Consider the following 17,666-nt stretch of genomic DNA (forward strand, 5'->3'; position numbering starts at 1 on the left):
GGTTCTTATTTAAAGATCTCATTGATGAAAAATTCAAGATAATGCCAGTAAAGCGGTTCAACGCTTTTTAGACTAGAGGCTGCTTAGAGTAAAAGAGTAAAGACTCAAGAAAGTAAGATAGCATAAGAGAGTTGAGCCAAAACGGGTTTATATCAAGCTAAACCCGTTTGAGAGGATCTCTTAAACAAGTGCCACAATATAGCCTATGCAGGCTAAAAAAGAGCTGAAACTTCTTAGATGATTCCAGCGAGTCCATTGCACCTTGTACATGAACCAGATTAGCTGTGCTTCCTTTTCGCCTTTGGCATTTTCAAGACGATTGTTCAAAGGCACGTTAAAAAACAGAGTGCAAAGGAACATACCAACGACATAGATAGCCCCAGCCCCTTTTACCCAAGGTGCTTCTAGAGGGTTGTCTACTATAAATATTAACGTTAGAGACAATAAGCTAGAGCCAAAAAACAAAGGCATAAAGCCAGATGTGAGTATGACTTTATTAATGCTTTGCATGCTGGCAACAGCCGTAGGGCTGGGTAATGTTTTAAATGAATCCATAATGAAAACGGAGAAAGCGAAGTAAATGCCTGCCATCATGCCTGTGCTGATGGCAGCTATCCCTATGAAAAATTCGCTGTGTAAAACAGGCATTAACCGTTTTCTACTTCTGGCGTAGGTAGTGACCAGACACCAGAAGCGAAGGCCTTAGTAGCGTAATCGTAGAAAGACGTTGCAGGTCGCCCAAGCGCTTTTTTAACACCATCTTGAGGCTCGCTGTTTCTGCCATCCATTACCACAGTAAATAATTCGTTCATTAGCCAAAGAACATCATCCGGTAGACCTTGTTCGCTAAGTGCAGAAATAAACTGCTCGGCCGTAATAGGAACAAACATAATGTCCCTTTGAGTGACCTTGGCGATAATTCTGGCGCAATCATTCAAGGTGATTGCTTCAGGGCCTGTGACTTCAAACACTTGATTAATTAAGCGTTTTTCAGTCAAACAAGCAAAGGCGACATCAGCGATGTCATCCACATCGATAAAAGGCTCTGGAATATCGCCAGAAGGGAGGGCAATTTGTCCTGATAAAACGCCATCGATTAAAAAGCCTTCGCTAAAGTTTTGAGAGAACCAGCTCGCACGAACGACATTCCAATAAAGGCCGCTATCAATCAAGATTTTCTCAGCTTTTTGGGCACCCTCTTCGCCACGGCCCGATAGCAATACGATGTGATGAATACCTGCCATTTTTGCCTGACGAACAAATTCCGTAATGGCTTCTTGTGCACCAGGTACCGCTAAGTCTGGCTGAAAACAAACATAGGCAGTGGTGCAGCCTTGCATAGCATCTAACCAAGTTTCGGGTTTTAGCCAATCAAAAGAAGGTGTTGTACTGCGTGATACTGCACGAGTTTCATAACCTGCTGCGATCAAACGTTCTTCAACACGGTGACCTGTTTTACCTTGTTTACCAATTATTAATGTACGATTTTTCATTGCCATCTACCTCTAAAACTTAGCTTGGGAATTAATAAGAAAGCTACCTTGGGATTGCTCCTTTCATGGGTACCCAGTATTCTCGATTTTTGATGGATGATTAATTCCTTACTGTCCATGTTATTTGATAATTCGTCTAAACTAAGTAAATCACTTTTATAGATGGTTTTTGAGTAGAAAAAGGGAACAAAATGACGCTAGATAACCTTGTTTATCCAACTGCAAATGATCCTCTTGGAGAAGTCCTGCATCAGCTGAGGCTAGATGGAAGTTTGTATTGTCGTTCTCATCTTGCAGGGGGCTGGTCTCTCGCTATGCCTGTCTTGCCTGGGAAAATGATGTTTCATATCATTAATCAAGGTTCTTGCTGGTTAAGCCTAAAAGGTGAGGCTCCTCAAAAATTACAGCAAGGAGCGCTTTTACTCATACCGCATGGTTTAGGGCATACCTTATCTAGTGATCCAGACCTGGAACCGACACCTTTTTTTGATACAGGTGTTAAGCGGGTGAGTGAACGTTATGAAACCTTAGACATTTTTGGAGAAGGTGAGAAAACCGAGTTAATCTGCGGGGTAGTGGGTTTTGATGAATTTACAGGGATGCAGTTAGTGAAGTCGCTCCCTAAGATGATTTTATTGCAAAGTTTAGAGCAAGGTAAGGCAAATTGGCTCAAAGCAAGCCTTGAACTGATTACTCATGAAGCACGTCTTTTAAAACCGGGTGGAGAAACCATCATTACCCATTTGGCAGATATTTTAGTGATTCAATTAATTCGCCATTGGTTAGAAGAGTCACCAGAAGCGAATCAAGGTTGGTTAGGGGCAATCAAAGATAAGCATTTAGGCATAGCATTAAGAGCGATTCATCATGAGCCTGAGAAGAACTGGACAGTCGATTCTCTGGCTAGAGAATGTGGTATGTCACGTTCAGGGTTTTCGGCACATTTTACCCAAACAATGGGTAACACGGTCAAAAACTATGTCACTGAATGGCGGATGAGTATTGCTCACCATAAGCTTAAGAAGAATCATGAACCACTAATTAGCTTGGCAGAAGGCTTAGGTTATAGCTCGGAAGCGGCATTCTCTAGAGCGTTTAAGCGAGTGATGGGTTTTTCTCCTAGTCAGACTAAAGCTTAAGGCTAACAAGTGTGAATTGATGTCTTTCTAAGAGGGAAAGGAGATGATAGAAACCATCCCATTTGAATCTTCTATTAGAGAAGCGACAAATAGGATGGTACAAAGTGTGTTAAACAATCACATCTTCAAGTATTTCACGTATTTCTTTTAGACCAAGCGCTTGGTTTTCACCAATAGCTGTTAGGCCGTGGGCTTCAATTTGGGCCATGAGATTATTGATGCTGGTACTTCTATCTTCTCCCTCTGGGCTAAAGCGTGTCTCTAGGTTCAAACTCTGATAAAAATGTTCAATCGCATCGATTGTTTGCTCAGCAAGTTTATCTGATTCTGCAAATCCAAACACATTCTTCCCCATCTGTTCTAACTTGCCTCGTTTCGCTTCGATTTGATGGCGAAGCAATGAAGGCTGCACAAGCGTTAGCGAGCGAGCATGATCGACACCATAACGTGCTGTAAATTCATGGCCTATCATATGGGTTGCCCAATCTTGTGGTACACCCACGCTGATTAAGCCGTTTAGCGCCTGATTAGCTGTCCACATTAGATTTTCACGCCATGCATCATTATCTCTATTGTCATAGTCCTTAGCTAAGACAAGTAGGTTCTTCAGCAATGTTTCAGCATAACCATCTTGTACCATGGCACCTGTCGGGTAAGTAATGTATTGCTCACAAACATGAACCCAAGCATCAACTAGACCGTTTGCTAACTGGCGTTCAGGCAATGTTTTCATCACATGGGCATCTAAAACAGCAAAAGTCGGTCTTACAATTGGGTTATAAAAAGAGAGCTTTTCTTGGGTGGCTGCTCTTGTAATGACTGCAGCAGGGTTAGATTCTGACCCCGTTGCAGGCAATGTTAAAATGGCGCCAATAGGTAGAGCTGATTGAGGGGAGTGCTTGCCTTCGAGAATATCCCAACCAGCGCCATCATAAAGGCTAGCTGCTGCTACATATTTAGAGCCATCGATAACAGAACCACCGCCTACTGCCAAAATAAAATTAACGCCTTCTTGTTTAGCCAGAGCGACCGCCTTATCTAAGGTTTCCATTGTTGGGTTAGGCTCAACGCCTGAAAACTCAACCCATGCATGGTCTGCCAAGGCGTCAACGACTTCTTGGTAAACGCCATTTTTTTTGATCGAGCCGCCGCCATAAATGAATAACACTTTGTCTTTGGTGTTAATGCTGTTTTTAATGCTAGCGATTTGACCTTTACCAAAATGTATTTGGGTGTGGTTTACATATGAAAATTCCATCTTTTACCTCTTTGAGTCTTCTGATAACGAACAAGGAGACTCTCTTTCCCCTTAAAAGTGAGTATCTTTGTTTTATTTGATGATTGCATAATATCATTGCAAAATTAATGTAAATAGAGTGTTTAATAGCTAAAACTTGCCTATTTATGTATTAACAATTATTTTTGATAAACGTGTTTAATCTGATTTTTATTGTTTGTAAAACCTTTATCTGAGTCTTTTATGTCTAAACTTGCCTTATTAATGCAGTCGTATGCTGATAGAAAAAACCTCAATCAACTTGACGGTGTTGCTAAAACATTAGTTGAAGGTGTGTATTTTTATCGCAGTCCAGTAGGGAATTCGCGACAACCATTTCTGTATCAATCCGGAATCGTTGCTATGGGGCAAGGGCATAAAAAAATCTATCTAGGTGGGAAAAGTGTGACATATGGCGCAGGGGACTATGTGGTAGTTGGGGTGCCTATGCCATTGGAGTGTGAAGCTTATACGCAAGACGATAAGCCAATTTTAGGCTTGTCCATTGATGTAGATGCTCAGCTATTACATACCTTAGTTAATCAGCTTACAGAAGGTGCCTTTTCTCAGAGGCAAAGCTCAGACTTGGCCGCGCCATATCTGGCTAATAAAGATCATAGAGAGAAAAAGCTGAATTTAGGGCTTCAATCTGAAAGTCTCAATGAGGAATTAGATGATGCTTTAGCGCGCCTACTCAAAGTGTTGCTTTGTGATCGCGATGCGAAAGTGCTTGGCGAAGGCATAGTAAAAGAAATTGTCTATCGCACACTATTAGGTCGACATGGTCACATCTTATTTGATTTAGCTCAGCATGACGGACACTATGCCCGCATAGCGAAAGTACTTAACCACCTTCATCTTGCCTATGCCGATGAAATTAGGGTTGAAGACCTTGCCCAGCAAGTCCATATGAGTTTGTCTGGTTTTCACCGAGCTTTTCGTGAAGTAACCAGTGAAACCCCATTGCAATACTTAAAAAAGATTCGTCTTAGTAAGGCGAAGGACTTAATAAATCTCGAGGGAAAGCGAGCTAGCGAAGCTGCTACCTTGGTGGGATATGCTAGCCCAACCCAGTTTAGCCGTGAATTTAAGCGCTATTTTAATAGCACACCAAGATCATTCGCCTGAATGATAATGATAATCCCTCCTCTTATGTTAATAAACTCACTAAATATATTCGTATTATTTAAATGATATTAAGCCTAAAACATGAATTAGGTTTAAGGAAGGTAAAAGGAAAGTTAAAAATAGGGTGCCTAGTCCTTTGGTCTAATTTAAATAATCTCACTTGGTCTTTAATATAACTAAAAGCTGATAACTTTAAACAAACTGGTCGGTTTTTGTATTAGGGTTATCAAATATAGTAATAGCATGAATAAACGAAAGTATTATTATATAAACGAAAATAAAAAATATAAATTATGAGTACTACATCATTTCATTGAATAACGATTCAATCTCAAAATCTGATACCGATAGTCTTATTTATTCTTGTTGTACATCAATCTCTATTCAATATTGAGGTTATCTTGTATTAATATCTGTACAAAATATAACCTAGGTTATAGTGAATAAACTGGTCTATTTAAGGTAAAAACTGATACGAAGGCTAAAACGACATTTTTTATGAAAAATATTTTCAATTGAGTTTTGGTGCTTGTTGTGTGCATCAAAGTTGTATCTTTTGAGATTTTGTTGTGCGATTTGTCGATGAGTTAAGTTTCAAATAATCAATTATCATCGCTATTCATACTTTCTTTGAAACTCTTGAGTTTACGTTAAGGGTAATATCTAACCTGTTGAATTCATAAAAAATAACTTGTTTTAAATGAAGTTTATAAAATATTAACAATATTAAGTTTACGCCTTTTATATCTGTTTTATGTTTTTAAATATGTGTTCAGTTTTTTCATAATTTCTATTGTTTTTTTGTCTTTAAGATGTGGTTGATTGGTTTGATTTTAATTTTTCTGAAATAAAAATTCAGTTGACAAAACAATTTGTGGATTTTAATTTAATCGAAATTAAAAAAATGACTAATAAAGTTAAGTTGTTTTTAAGAAAGGTTGTTGAGGAAGTTATTGTTTTTCATTTAGTGATTTTCGTATTAAAGATTTTTAACTAGTCGGTTCTCTTCTAATTATTTTTCTTTCGAATGTTTATCTGAAGTTTTTCTCTTTAGTTTGCCTTTAGCTGATTTTTAAAGAATGCGTTTATCTTAATTAACGCTGATGGATTTCTGCGGCCAAAACTAAGTGAGTCTTAAGGGAGTAAGAAATATGCTGTTCACATTAGCAGATCTTTTTCATAAGGTATCAGAAGGAAATTGGCAGGGGCAGATTAGCTTCTATCCCAGTGCCAAGCGGTTTGATTTCACCGACTTAGAGTCCTATTGTGACCAGCTGAAAAGTCGACTTGATAGCCAAGCGAATTTAAAGTTTGGCGATGCAGTTCTAGTGACGGATGAACCGACTCCTCAAACATTAGCGAATATGCTTTACCTGTGGAGTAAAGGCGCCGTTGTAGTGCCTGTTAGACATACCATGTCTGAACAGGCGAGACTTGCCATAGCGCAAGACTGTCATGCTAGTGTGTGTTTGCATGGTGATTCGCTTATTCGATTAGACACTTTGAATAAGAATCAAGACAAGGTGTTTTTAAATCAACAAGTAAAACCGACCTTTAATATTAAAACTGAGAGAAGAGTTTCTGGTTCGGATTTAGCCTTAATTATTTATACCTCAGGCAGTACCGGTAAACCCAAAGGCATCATGCTTAGCCATGCGAATGTCTTAAATGCCATGTTTTCGATTGGTAATTATCTTTCTTTACACCCTGAAGAACATATTCTGTGTTTATCACCCTTATCTTTTGATTATGGTTTATATCAACTGCTATTTAGTTTGGCTTACGACTGCCAATTAACCTTATTCGAAGGTGACTTCCATCCTATCAAGGTACTTAAGGCCTTGGAGTTGAGCCAAGCCAGTTTAGTACCTGTGGTCCCTGCGATGGCGAGTGCACTCGCGAAAATGATTCAAACCTTTAAAAAGCCTTTGCCTCATTTCAAAAAACTGACCAATACGGGCGGTCATTTGGCCGAAGATAATATTCGCTTGCTCAGTGAGTTATTGCCTCAGCTGCAAATCTTCGCCATGTATGGCCTTACTGAATGCAAGCGTGCTTTGTATTTACCGCCAGAAGACAGCTTGCGTAAATTAGGTTCTGTGGGAGTGCCTATTCCGGGTTTAGAGGCTAAGATTTTTAACCCGGTAAAAGGAGAAAAAGAGTCTGTTTTTAATGAAGTCGAGCAAGGTGAAATTGGTGAGCTCTTTATTCGTGGCGCAAGCTTGATGCAGGGTTATTTTGGTATGGCGAATGCCGGAGCCTGTATTTTAGCGGGTGATTATCGAGATGATAACTGGCTAGCCACAGGGGATTTATTTAGCCAAGACGAGGATGGATACTTTTTCTTCAAAGGTCGTTCTAAAGACCTAATCAAGCAAGCTGGATTTTGTCTGTACCCAGCAGAACTTGAGTCTCAAATTGAGCTGCACCCAAATGTTTTCCTTTGCGCCATCGTGCCACATAAAGACAGGTGGGGAGATGAAATTGCCTGCCTGAATGTCCAGCTTATCAATCCTGGTGTGGAACAGGAAAAAGCATTTAGAGACTGGTTAACCACTCAAATTGAAGATAACTACCGACCCAGACAGCTGATTTTTATTGATGAATTAGCCTTAACTCAAAATAGTAAAGTGGATAAGCAGCACCTAATGGCCAGCTTATCCACTGGTTAACTTTCAAGCATTTTTACGCTTTAAAAATAACAATAAGCCTGTTGTATGTGATGTGAAAACACATCGCTTTGGTTCTTTGCGTCCCAAACAGGCCAATATCAAGCAGTTGGAGAATGAAAGGTGAGTCAAATGGATAAGATTAAGGCCTTATTGCAAGAGAATGCAGGGCAGATTGAGACCCCATGTTATCTCTATAGCGTGTCCCAAGTAGCACAAAACTATCAGGCCTTATCCAAGGCGCTAGGTACCAAGTTAATCTTCTCAATGAAGGCGAATAACAACGCGGATTTATTGATGCGAGCCAGTCACCACCTTGATGGTGGTATCGAAGTTGCCTCCATTGGCGAACTTAACCTTGTGGCTGGTGGAGATAGTGAGAAGTTTATTAATAATCCTTCTGCTGATAAGAAGTTTCTAAGAGCTGCTGTAGCATCACGTTCGACCATTATTCTTGATAACTTGGTTCAGCTTGAAGCTTTGCGCGAATTTGTCGGTAAACGCCCTTTAAAACCTGTCCTTTTGCGGATTAATTCTTCTGTGCTAAAGCGTTTTAATCAAGATTTACCCAATATCCGTGCTGATCAATTTGGTATGGATTGGGACACAGTGACAAAGGCGATTCGCTTATGTCGAGAGTTTGATATCCCCTTAGCTGGATTCCATCTATTTAACGGCTCTTACAGTTTTACTAAGGCGGCTAATGCCACGGCCGTGGCTGCTATCGCTATCCTTACAGAAATGGAACACCTTTATGATCAAGCGCTAAGTTTTGTCAATTTAGGCGGTGGTTTTTCCGAGCAGTGGCAAGAGCAAGGGTTTGACTTTGAATCTTATCGCCAGCTATTAGGCGAGTTTCCAGCTCATATAATCCTTGCCCACGAAACAGGCAGGGGCCTAATGGCCAGTGCAGGTTATTTTGCTACTCGGGTTCGATACACCAAGCAAATTGAGGGTAACCACTTTGCCATTTGTGATGGTGGTATTAATCAAAACTTCTTATTGGCTCAAACGGAAAACACCTTTCGTAAACTGAAAACACCTTTGTTATGGCGCATGCCTAATGCTGACTCAAGTACTGATGCTACTTCTGATGAGACGGAAAAGGGTGCTTGTACTTATGTCGGGAGCTCTTGCTCTAAAGACGATGTAATCGGTAAACAAACGGATGAGCATTTATTGCCGCAAGCTGGCGACATCTGTGTTTACGATCACTGTGGAGCCTATAACGCTAGCTATACGGTCACGCCATTTCTCAAGCTTCCCCAAGCTAAAACTTACATTATCGAATAGGCCATCATTATGAATGATTTATCACAACTTTTTGGTGGCTTTATTACTGCGCCTTTGGCTGGCTACAAAGCCTTGCCTGAAAGCCTAGATCGCATGATTAACCAAGCTTGTTTGTCACTGCTAGATTCGGAAATTCTGATTGAAGATGATTTCAGTCAGCGTTTGCCCTTAAGTGTTGCCAAGGTAAAGCAGCCTTTGCCTCAGTTTGAGCAAACCTTTGTTATTGATGAGTTAACAAAGGCCATAAAAGAGACCGGCTTTGGCCCGCATTTTCATCAAATTATCGGGCTGTTTGGCTCTATCATGCTCAACCTGACTGCCACAGAAGCGCAGCAAGCTCAGGTAGATGCTTGGCTTGAGAAAGATATCTTTGGACATTTTTTAATGACAGATGCAGGTGGTCCAAGTCTCGCTAATTGGTCTACAGAGTTGTCAGTGAGTCCAGATGAAACTGGTATGCATCATCTAAAAGTCAATAAAAAATGGGGGATAGAAGCTCATAATTTAGGCTTTGTCATGCTGGTGGTTAAACAATCAGGTAAGCCTTACCCCATTACTTTGATGCTCACTCCTGAGCAGTCGAGAGAACTCAAGCAAGACAAGGTCGGCAGTGCTTACCTTGATGGCGCTTTGCAATTAGGCAATGTGGTGGGTGAAGTAAAAGTCAGCCCAGATCAGATCCTGAAAAAAGGTGGCATGGCCAGTGTAAACCGTTTTTTAACCTTAGTGCGTCCTCGGTTTGTTAAAGCCTTAATGCACCATCTTTTGTGGCTGGATAAAGAAAATCGATTAGATATGGATGCCGAGCTTAAAGCCAATATCGACTTTATTTTAGGCTTTGCAGATCACTTTTTAGCGCAGCCAGATTTCTCCATTCACAGCGTAGATCAGGTGTTAGGGCTGAAGTTTGCTAGTAATGAGTTATTAGCAAGCTTGGTGGCAAGCAATAAAGTAAAAAGCTTTGCTGATCAAAGGGATTTACTGGGTTTCACTAAAATGGAAGGAAGCTCGTACCGCTGCTTTTTTGAGATCTACGCTAAGCAGAAGAGGGCGAGACGATGAGTGCTTTAACCGTAAGAGGGATAGGTTTTCAGCCGCTTAAGTCTTGCCTTTATCAGCAAAGGCCAAGTATAGAGGCAAGTTTTGAATGGTTGTCTGGATTAATTCATACCCAGACAGAGCAGGTGCTCGCCAAGCTTTCAGAAGAGGAAAGAAGCCAGATAGACAGGCATTTTCTGTGCTCGACCATGGTAGAAATGCCGTTTACCACAGGGGATATTGCTTGGTCTGATGTGGCTGAAAAGCTCACGGCACTCGGCCCAAATAATCCAGATACCTATATCAATGCCTATGAATGTGCCTCTTGGGGTTATTCGTTACGCCATTATCTAACCTATGCCAAGGCAGAGAAGAAGCGCTTCCTTTTGGTCAGTATTTTAGATGCCAATCTCTATGATCTGACTTTTTGGCGCTATAACGAGAACTGGCATGAGTCTGGTTTTGGTATCACTACGGTTTTGCTTGAGGTTACAGGTGAAGTCAGTAACGAACTCATTACTCAATGTGCGCTGACCCATAACTCTATGGCTGAATTTGCCACAGTTGTAAGACGAACCGTGACAGGCAGAGACAATGTTTGTCTGGCGTTGCCGTTTTTTCCTGAACACATTCAAGAGATGTTTAACAAACTATTGGCTAAACAATGGCGCTTGCCGGATCTACACCATAACTGGGGCCATTGTTTTGGTTCAGATCCTTGGTTATCCATACTTTGCCATAGTTTGGAAAACCCACCCCTAGAAGAGCAAAAATACATGGCTGCCTCGCTTGCACTGAATGGTTATTTTGCCATGGCAGAGGTGCGAGTGAATCAAGGCACTCACTTGATTCTGAATGAGGAGGCTAGCTATGAATAAGCTGCATTTTAAAGGCGAGCTTAAACGTGTGCCTTTTGAGGGTAAGTTGTCTGCTGCTCTTGCGAGATATATGCCGCTAGAAAGTGAAAACGACTTTGAAGTCTTTGCTTTATTGCCTTCCAGTAAGGCACCGATTTATCTGAATTTTGCCGAACATTATCAAATTTTAGAGCGCTTTGTGAAGCAGGCAAATGCGTGTTTTGAAGGCGAAGTAAACTTTCTTATTCGCCTTTCAATGCCTGGTGGTATGCGTTTACCCGCTGTTTTATTAGAGCCTAATGTGCTCTTGATGCAAGACATTCAACCTGAAGTATTACGCCTAAAAGAGGGTGTATCAAAAGGTGACGTCTCAAGGCTATTGGTGATTGATGACCATCTGCTTAGATATCAGCTAGAGCAAGGTGAAAATCAAATGCATCTCAGTTTTTATAGCCAAAGCCAGTTTGATGTTTCTCATGAAGAGGCCTGCTTTGCTCAACTTATTGAATCATTGGCTGAGTTTGGTATTGCTGCCAAAGAGGAGTGTGATGATGCAATTTGATGCTTCTTTTAGCTCTGCGCCTACAGAAAACCTTGCTGTGGCTAGCATGGTGATTGAGTCCCTTTGGGCAAGGCAGGTGCTCTCGGTGAGTCATGGTTTAAGTCTGCTTGAAGCTCAGTTAAATCAGCTAACGACTTTGCCTGAGCAAGTGCTCTTGATTAGCGCAGGAGAGGTGAAGCCTTTGTTAAATGCCAAAATTCGCGAGTTTGCCCGGGATTTGATGCAAAAAGGCTGTCAGTTGCGATTTGTCAGCGCCGCTTGTACCAGCTTTCATGCGGCTGTGTTTGAGGCGAGCCAATCGCAAAGCCAAGATTGCTTGGTGATTGCGCTAGAGCTAGATCAAGGCTTGCAGCAAGCCTGTTTAAACTCTTTAGGTGTGGGCAATGACGTCGAACAAGATGGCTTAACTGTGCTTAATTGCGTTGGCTTGTGTGTATTGCGTAAAAAACATGCTGAACCAAAAGACATCATCATAATGCAGTGCGACATACTTTCTCAGCCCCTTGGTATGTCGGGCACACAAAAACTTTTGCTGATGTTCGAAGACTACATCAAGCAACTACCAGAGGCGACTCAGCCTGTTTCCTTTGCCATTAGCTCCCAATGGGGAAAGAAGTTAGAGCTTGCCTTGCAAGAGCGACTATCTGGCCCTTTTGCTACCAGTGAATGGCTTGCGAGTGCAGAGCAGGGGCAGCAACATTTTTTAAGTCTCAAGCCTCTTTTTGAATTGCAGGGATACCAAGCAGCATTGGCAAAAGGCCCTTTGCTATTGATGACATTGGGAGGTGGCGGTCGTTTAGGTTGCATGCTGATAAGTCGTGGCCTTAAGGCTGATCAAGCCTTAACTCAGTCATCACTCAGTGAGTGCTGTATCAAATCAGATCAAAGTGCTTATCAAGCGGCTTTGCATGTCAAAAACGAATGTCAGGCAAGTTACTACCAGCAGGTAAAACACACGCTGAAATACCCGCAAACCCAATATCGGGGTATCAATAATCATTATTTTCGCTGGTCAGAAACGATCACCGAATAATTAACAATGTGACACTTAGGAGTAGATAGATGAACGGAATGTCTAGCGTGACTGAGCAAGTAAAAGCAGGCCCTGCTTTTACGCAAGCCAACCTAACCACCAAAGTTAAGCCTAGTTATGATGTGGTGATTATTGGTGCGGGATGGGCGGGGTTAACCTTAGCAAGGCAGTTGAAAATGAGCCGACCAGAGCTCTCCATTGTGCAGTTGGATGCCGCCACTGAATACAAGGCGAAAGTTGGGGAGGCAACGGTTGAAATGACAGGCCACTACTTCATGCACCGTCTTGGTTTAGCAAATTACTTGTATCGTAATCATCTGCCAAAAAATGGCTTGAGGTTCTTGTTTGATTCAGAAAATCATGACTTAGAACTGCACGAAATGAGTGAGCACGGCACCTCAAATATTCCGCCACATCCAGCTTTTCAGCTCGATAGAGCAAGGCTAGAAGAAGACTTGGTTGCCATGAACCGCGAAATGGGCATTGATATTTTGCTTGGTGCGCGCGTTAAAGATTTGGAAATAGATGAAAGTATCCATGCGGCGCCACACCTAGTGCAATTTGATTGTCCAGCACTTGGGGAAAGCATTGATCCTATGGGGCAAACCGTTAGCGGACGCTGGTTGGTGGATGCCAGTGGTAAAGCGGGGCTTATCGCCAAAAAATACAAGCTGCATCATAGATGTGATGTGCCGCAAAACGCTTCTACTTGGGCGCGTTTTAGCAATATCAAAGATATCGATGCACTAGGGCCAAAAGAATGGCGACGTAAAGTGAATGGACGTTTCCTATCGACGATCCACTTTACAGGAGAAGGATATTGGATTTGGGTCATTCCGTTAAGCGGCGGTTTTACCAGTATTGGTGTGGATTGTGACAAAGAAAGGATGAAAAAACGCCCTGTAAAAAGGGATGAGTTTATGGCTTTCTTGAAAAGCCATAAAGGCCTTGCTGACCTTCTTGAAGGTGCACAAATGGAAGACTTTGAAGCTTGGGGGCAACTTGCTTACCGAGGTGAGAAGTACATGAGCGAACATAGGTGGGCAACAACAGGTTTTGCTGCCATGTTCCTAGACCCTTTGTTTAGCTTTGGCGGCGATATGATTTCGCTTTTCAATGATGGTATTTGCAAAACCATTTGTGAGGACTTTGCCACTGAAGATGAAAGCGAAGCCATTACCAAATTAGCGCAAAACTTGCCGGTACTTAACCAGCAAGCCCATGAGTTCTACCAGCGTATTTATAGCCATGTAAATAATGTGACACCCGTGCTGGATTGTGGTGAGTTGTGTTCTCCCATCTTGGCTTACATCACGGCGACCTATTTCTTAGAAACCGCTTGGGACTACATGGCGGATAATTTTGTCGACCTTGAAAGGTGGCAGTCCAAGAGTCATCTACGTCGTGGTTATTTGGCGTTAGAGAAAAAGCTCAATCGACAAATTCTAGAAACAGCTGAAACTCTAAACTACGAAGGTCGTTATTTTGACCGTAACTCGATTGGCTTTTTTGAATCTGGTGCCGAAATTTATCGCTATTTTGTTTTCGAAATGGGCGACAAGGGTAAGGATGGCCGTCGTATCGATCTACATACCAAACTGTGGGCCAGTATTTATCTGCAAGTCACAGGAAGTCGTTTGAATCTTAAAAAGTTTGCTAGCCGTAACTTGGTGCAAGAGTGTTTGAACCTACCGCAAATCCTGACGAAAGACAGTTTCACTAAGGCTGATTTGCCAGACTTAATTCAAGATATTAATGCCGCTTTAACGCAAAAACTTATCGAGCAAAGTGAGCTCGAATTTCAAGAAGGCGAGCTTGTCGCAAGTATTGATGAGATGTCGTTTGAGTCAGGTGATGTTTATATTGCCTGCACTAAAGATGAGTTAACTCAGGATGAGATGGCGCTGCTGACAAAGCAAGCTAAGGCGTTGTGGGCACAAGAGCAAGAATACATTCACATGCCTTTCACCGTGCCTTATTTCTTGCAATTCTGTCGTCAAACCGATGAAAGCATCATGAGTGACCCTATTCAGGATGCCGAAGTGCCAACCCGTAAAGTCGCGGCAGAAAGATTGCTTGCACAAATGCAAAGAGAGTCGCAAACAGCTGGCGCAGAAGAGCTTATGCAGCTTGGTCAAGAGGAAGCGACAGAGACTGAAAAGGCAGGCACATGCTAATGGAAAAAAGGAGCTTTTTAGCCAGGGATGGTGTGCGCCTCGCCTATGATGAGTTTTCTCCCGAAGGGGCGTTAGCTCAAGGTATCGCCGCAAACAGCAGTGATGAGAGTAGCAGAGTGTGCTTCATCTTCCTTCATGGTAGTACCTATAACTCAAGGCGTTACGCCAATATTGCTAAGGCTCTGTCTGGTAAAGGTTACCAAACTTGTCTGCTTAATTGGCGTGGTCATGGGGAATCTCAAGGTAAGCCGGGGGATCTTCATTATGTGGGTCAGTTAGAAGATGATCTGGCTGACATGATTGCCCATATCAAAAGCCAAGATGAAAAGGCTGCCATTGTGATAGGTGGGCACTCAGCGGGTGCTGTGGTCTGTTTACGCTATATCGATAAGTACAGCTGTGATGAGATTAAGGCTGTGGCCTTCGTTTCTCCTGCGATCAATGGGCCATTAGAGACGGTGCGATACCCTCAGCCGTCTTCGGCTTTGCAATATAAATTGACTTACTTTCGCCAAGCTAAAGTCCATGGTCCCGTGCCAGAAGCCGCTTTGCAGTATGCGCCAATACTCAATATGAAGGCTTTTTGGTTAGCCAAGTTGATTCCAGGTTTTCGTCATAAGCCGATTTTGAGTTTTCCGGCGAGCGAGCGTATGGCCAAGCTAGAAGGGCGAGTGTTGGATTACAGCTATAACCTCATGCTGTCTTGTGACATCAATGATTATCCCAATGCCTTTAATCGCATCAAGGTGCCAACACTTATGTTAGTTGGTGAAGAAGATGAGGTTATTCATCCTAGCTTGCTTGATACGGTGTTTCATTGGCACTTAGGGCCAGATTTAACTAAGTCCCTTATCAAGGTGCCAAAGCTAAATCATATTCGTATTTTACCCGCTGCGTGTCAGGTGTTACCTAATTGGATTGCCAGCATTTTTGAGATGGCCGTTTCAAATGATCAGGCAGACGATCAGTCAGATGAAAGCGGGCTAGATGATCAAGCGAAAGTCAGCCTGATTTCAGCAGAAAAGCAGGATAAAGCCGCATTTGTGAAGAGTGGCCCAGTGAAAAGCGAGGCTGGAAAAAGCGAAGCAGAGCAAGGAGCACAGGCATGATATGTGATCATAATAGCTTTCTTTTTGATGGTTATTTAACTAACCGTCAAAGTCTGACTCAAGAGTTAGAGTTGGCAGCAGATACGCCTTTGCAAACTTTACTAAAAGCGGCTTTTAAAGCTTGGAAACTGGATTTCAATCAAAAGGTATTGGGGGATTATCGTCTGATACTGCCAATCGAAGAGTCATCGGATAAAAGCAATCTACCTGAGTGTTTTATTGCTTGTTCAGGTTTTTCAAGCTACCGCCTTTTTTATAAATCGAATGAGGCTGAGTTTGCACTAAGTCCTAGCATGAATGACTTCATAACAGGTGCCGAATTAGACGCAGATGCCATAGGCCAGCTCTTTACTCAATCTTATCTGGTGCCACCTTTAACCTTGGTTAAGGGGGTAAGGCAATTTGCCAATGGCGAGAGCCAAATTTGGCAGATTGCCTCTGGACAGACAGGTATTAAAGCAAAATGCCTTGCTCATAAAACCCTAAGTCTGCAAGAAAAGCTTTGTCTTAATCAGCTTGGCTCTCAAGCGGCTAAGCCAGAATGCGCGCAACGGGAAAATAAGCAAGCCAGTGTCAAAGAAGATGAAGCAATTGGCCTGTTAAAAGAGGGTAAGTTCAATGCATTTATGGCGTTACCTTTGGTTTCAAGGTTATTAAGTGAACCTGTCACCCAGTTAGGGCAACTCTGCTTATTGGATAATCTGATGGCGGATTCATCAGAAGCCTATCAAAGTAAAACAGGCTTATATCGCTTGCAAGGTCAGGCGGAATCTACACAAAGCCAAGTAGCTGCTCTTAGTTGTGGTGTCGGTACTGGTCTTGGTGTTGCTAGTCAGCTGGCTGAGTTGAATCAAGCCTGGGACAAGAATGCCTTATTAGACATTAAGTCGCTTAAATCCTTATACGGACCGCTGTTTAAATCTGGGTTAAGTCAGGCATTTAAGCAGCAGCGCCAAACACAGCTTAAGTTAAGGCAAGAGTATCAAACTCAAATGCTGAGCTTTCATCAGGGTCAAGTGACAACGCCTAGTTTTGAACTTTGGTTAGATCTTACCGTGCGTTTACCTAACCAGTGGCAGCAAGAAAGACTACTCGCGGAAGGTTTAGGAAAAGAGGTGCAGTTTGTCGCTTTAACACACGGGTTTGCGGCTAGGGCGGTAGAGCAATCCGTACTTGCATTGATTCCAAATGATAACCAGTGGCTTAAAACGGCCTCTAAAGTTTATTTCGACCCGCAGGATGACAGCTTGGTGAATCTCTACGATGCCATGCAAAGGTTGATGTTACATGGCTATAAACCGGTGACACACAGCTTGCTTAAAGTCGCTGCACCGCCTCTCACGGCCAAACTGATTAAACAGCAAAATAAACGGTCGCAAGTGGATGCTTTTTGCATGAAAAGCCTCACGCTAGATCATTTGTCTCGCCATTTAGGCTGCTCTTTATAGAAGGATCTCTATTGAGAGCGCGTTATAAAACGTTCTCTAAATCTCAATGAAGTCTTCAATGAAAGCTTAATTGAGCAATGTAACTGGTAATGATTTTAGTTAATTAAACAACAATAAAAAGGAAACAAAATGTCAGATAAAAGCCAACTAACAGACCTACAAGCACAAGTTGCCGAAATGCTAAACAAGGATGCTATCGATGCTGATACGCCCCTTGGTGAGCTAGGGGTGGATTCATTAAATGTGGTGGAGGTGATTCTCATTTGTGAGCAAATTTATACAGATGTGAGTGATCCAGAAGCCTTGATTTTTGATGAGTTCACTACGCTGCGTGATATGGATGCTCAGCTACTTGAAGCGTCAGATAACTTTGTTTAACCCAGAATAGGAAGTGTTCGCACCGGCATGACCTAAGTTAAGAGGCCTAGCTTAAACGCTTGGTTC

The 17,666-nt window shown here is 42.3% G+C and carries 15 protein-coding genes; 12 read left to right on the top strand and 3 right to left on the bottom strand.

The genetic code is table 11. The annotated features are described in order from the left end of the window. Nucleotides 1–180 precede the first annotated feature (180 nt). Both Q0A08_RS01890 and Q0A08_RS01895 read right to left on the bottom strand, forming a co-directional pair. On the bottom strand, nt 181–648 hold the full coding sequence (locus Q0A08_RS01890; RefSeq protein ID WP_438464451.1) for an anthrone oxygenase family protein: 468 nt from the start codon (nt 646–648) through the stop codon (nt 181–183). Further along, nucleotides 648–1,493 (bottom strand): NmrA family transcriptional regulator, encoded by an 846-nt coding sequence (locus tag Q0A08_RS01895; RefSeq protein WP_438464452.1) that lies wholly within the window; start codon nt 1,491–1,493, stop codon nt 648–650. The genes Q0A08_RS01890 and Q0A08_RS01895 overlap by 1 nt, the downstream gene beginning before the upstream one ends. 191 nt (nt 1,494–1,684) lie before the next feature. Here Q0A08_RS01895 and Q0A08_RS01900 point away from each other — a divergent pair, with 191 nt between their 5' ends. After that, the gene (locus Q0A08_RS01900) at nt 1,685–2,632 is read left to right on the top strand and encodes an AraC family transcriptional regulator (RefSeq protein ID WP_438464453.1); all 948 of its coding nucleotides are present in this window, start codon (nt 1,685–1,687) and stop codon (nt 2,630–2,632) included. Between the two features lie 109 nt (nt 2,633–2,741). Here Q0A08_RS01900 and Q0A08_RS01905 read toward each other — a convergent pair whose 3' ends face one another. Further along, a complete protein-coding gene (locus Q0A08_RS01905; RefSeq protein ID WP_438464454.1) occupies nt 2,742–3,890 on the bottom strand; it encodes an iron-containing alcohol dehydrogenase in 1,149 nt (382 codons plus the stop codon). Between the two features lie 222 nt (nt 3,891–4,112). Here Q0A08_RS01905 and Q0A08_RS01910 point away from each other — a divergent pair, with 222 nt between their 5' ends. From Q0A08_RS01910 to Q0A08_RS01960, 11 genes are all read left to right on the top strand, one after another. After that, nucleotides 4,113–5,036, top strand: coding sequence for an AraC family transcriptional regulator (locus Q0A08_RS01910; protein ID WP_438464455.1), 924 nt, complete (start codon nt 4,113–4,115; stop codon nt 5,034–5,036). 1,151 nt (nt 5,037–6,187) lie between these two features. Continuing rightward, nucleotides 6,188–7,708: an AMP-binding protein gene (locus Q0A08_RS01915; RefSeq protein WP_438464456.1), complete on the top strand. Its 1,521-nt coding sequence runs from the start codon at nt 6,188–6,190 to the stop codon at nt 7,706–7,708. Nucleotides 7,709–7,837: 129 nt separating this feature from the next. Further along, nucleotides 7,838–8,998 carry a PLP-dependent decarboxylase gene (locus Q0A08_RS01920; RefSeq protein ID WP_438464457.1) on the top strand — a complete coding sequence of 387 codons (1,161 nt, stop codon included), beginning with the start codon at nt 7,838–7,840 and terminating at the stop codon, nt 8,996–8,998. A 9-nt stretch (nt 8,999–9,007) separates the two neighbouring features. Beyond that, nucleotides 9,008–10,060 (top strand): hypothetical protein, encoded by a 1,053-nt coding sequence (locus tag Q0A08_RS01925; RefSeq protein WP_438464458.1) that lies wholly within the window; start codon nt 9,008–9,010, stop codon nt 10,058–10,060. Next, nucleotides 10,057–10,914 carry a hypothetical protein gene (locus tag Q0A08_RS01930; RefSeq protein WP_438464459.1) on the top strand — a complete coding sequence of 286 codons (858 nt, stop codon included), beginning with the start codon at nt 10,057–10,059 and terminating at the stop codon, nt 10,912–10,914. The genes Q0A08_RS01925 and Q0A08_RS01930 overlap by 4 nt, the downstream gene beginning before the upstream one ends. Further along, entirely contained in the window at nt 10,907–11,455 is a 549-nt protein-coding gene (locus tag Q0A08_RS01935) for a hypothetical protein (protein ID WP_438464460.1), read from the top strand. The genes Q0A08_RS01930 and Q0A08_RS01935 overlap by 8 nt, the downstream gene beginning before the upstream one ends. Beyond that, on the top strand, nt 11,445–12,488 hold the full coding sequence (locus Q0A08_RS01940) for a hypothetical protein (protein ID WP_438464461.1): 1,044 nt from the start codon (nt 11,445–11,447) through the stop codon (nt 12,486–12,488). The genes Q0A08_RS01935 and Q0A08_RS01940 overlap by 11 nt, the downstream gene beginning before the upstream one ends. Before the next feature lie 29 nt (nt 12,489–12,517). Next, nucleotides 12,518–14,665: an NAD(P)/FAD-dependent oxidoreductase gene (locus Q0A08_RS01945; RefSeq protein WP_438464462.1), complete on the top strand. Its 2,148-nt coding sequence runs from the start codon at nt 12,518–12,520 to the stop codon at nt 14,663–14,665. Continuing rightward, nucleotides 14,665–15,774, top strand: a complete 1,110-nt coding sequence (locus tag Q0A08_RS01950) for an alpha/beta hydrolase (RefSeq protein ID WP_438464463.1) — start codon at nt 14,665–14,667, stop codon at nt 15,772–15,774. Before Q0A08_RS01945 ends, Q0A08_RS01950 begins: the two co-directional genes overlap by 1 nt. Then, entirely contained in the window at nt 15,771–17,222 is a 1,452-nt protein-coding gene (locus Q0A08_RS01955; protein ID WP_438464464.1) for a hypothetical protein, read from the top strand. The genes Q0A08_RS01950 and Q0A08_RS01955 overlap by 4 nt, the downstream gene beginning before the upstream one ends. 129 nt (nt 17,223–17,351) lie before the next feature. Then, on the top strand, nt 17,352–17,600 hold the full coding sequence (locus Q0A08_RS01960; protein WP_046016487.1) for an acyl carrier protein: 249 nt from the start codon (nt 17,352–17,354) through the stop codon (nt 17,598–17,600). Nucleotides 17,601–17,666: the final 66 nt, after the last annotated feature.

The sequence above is a fragment of the Marinomonas sp. PE14-40 genome, assembly GCF_051623805.1.
Taxonomy (GTDB): Bacteria; Pseudomonadota; Gammaproteobacteria; order Pseudomonadales; family Marinomonadaceae; genus Marinomonas.

Coding starts and splice junctions, on each gene's coding strand:
- Q0A08_RS01950 (WP_438464463.1), top strand. CDS start 14,665: ATGGAAAAAAGGAGCTTTTTAGCCAGGGATGGTGTGCGCCTCGCCTAT.
- Q0A08_RS01920 (WP_438464457.1), top strand. CDS start 7,838: ATGGATAAGATTAAGGCCTTATTGCAAGAGAATGCAGGGCAGATTGAG.
- Q0A08_RS01900 (WP_438464453.1), top strand. CDS start 1,685: ATGACGCTAGATAACCTTGTTTATCCAACTGCAAATGATCCTCTTGGA.
- Q0A08_RS01935 (WP_438464460.1), top strand. CDS start 10,907: ATGAATAAGCTGCATTTTAAAGGCGAGCTTAAACGTGTGCCTTTTGAG.
- Q0A08_RS01890 (WP_438464451.1), bottom strand. CDS start 648: ATGCCTGTTTTACACAGCGAATTTTTCATAGGGATAGCTGCCATCAGC.
- Q0A08_RS01940 (WP_438464461.1), top strand. CDS start 11,445: ATGCAATTTGATGCTTCTTTTAGCTCTGCGCCTACAGAAAACCTTGCT.
- Q0A08_RS01960 (WP_046016487.1), top strand. CDS start 17,352: ATGTCAGATAAAAGCCAACTAACAGACCTACAAGCACAAGTTGCCGAA.
- Q0A08_RS01925 (WP_438464458.1), top strand. CDS start 9,008: ATGAATGATTTATCACAACTTTTTGGTGGCTTTATTACTGCGCCTTTG.
- Q0A08_RS01910 (WP_438464455.1), top strand. CDS start 4,113: ATGTCTAAACTTGCCTTATTAATGCAGTCGTATGCTGATAGAAAAAAC.
- Q0A08_RS01915 (WP_438464456.1), top strand. CDS start 6,188: ATGCTGTTCACATTAGCAGATCTTTTTCATAAGGTATCAGAAGGAAAT.
- Q0A08_RS01945 (WP_438464462.1), top strand. CDS start 12,518: ATGAACGGAATGTCTAGCGTGACTGAGCAAGTAAAAGCAGGCCCTGCT.
- Q0A08_RS01930 (WP_438464459.1), top strand. CDS start 10,057: ATGAGTGCTTTAACCGTAAGAGGGATAGGTTTTCAGCCGCTTAAGTCT.
- Q0A08_RS01905 (WP_438464454.1), bottom strand. CDS start 3,890: ATGGAATTTTCATATGTAAACCACACCCAAATACATTTTGGTAAAGGT.
- Q0A08_RS01895 (WP_438464452.1), bottom strand. CDS start 1,493: ATGAAAAATCGTACATTAATAATTGGTAAACAAGGTAAAACAGGTCAC.
- Q0A08_RS01955 (WP_438464464.1), top strand. CDS start 15,771: ATGATATGTGATCATAATAGCTTTCTTTTTGATGGTTATTTAACTAAC.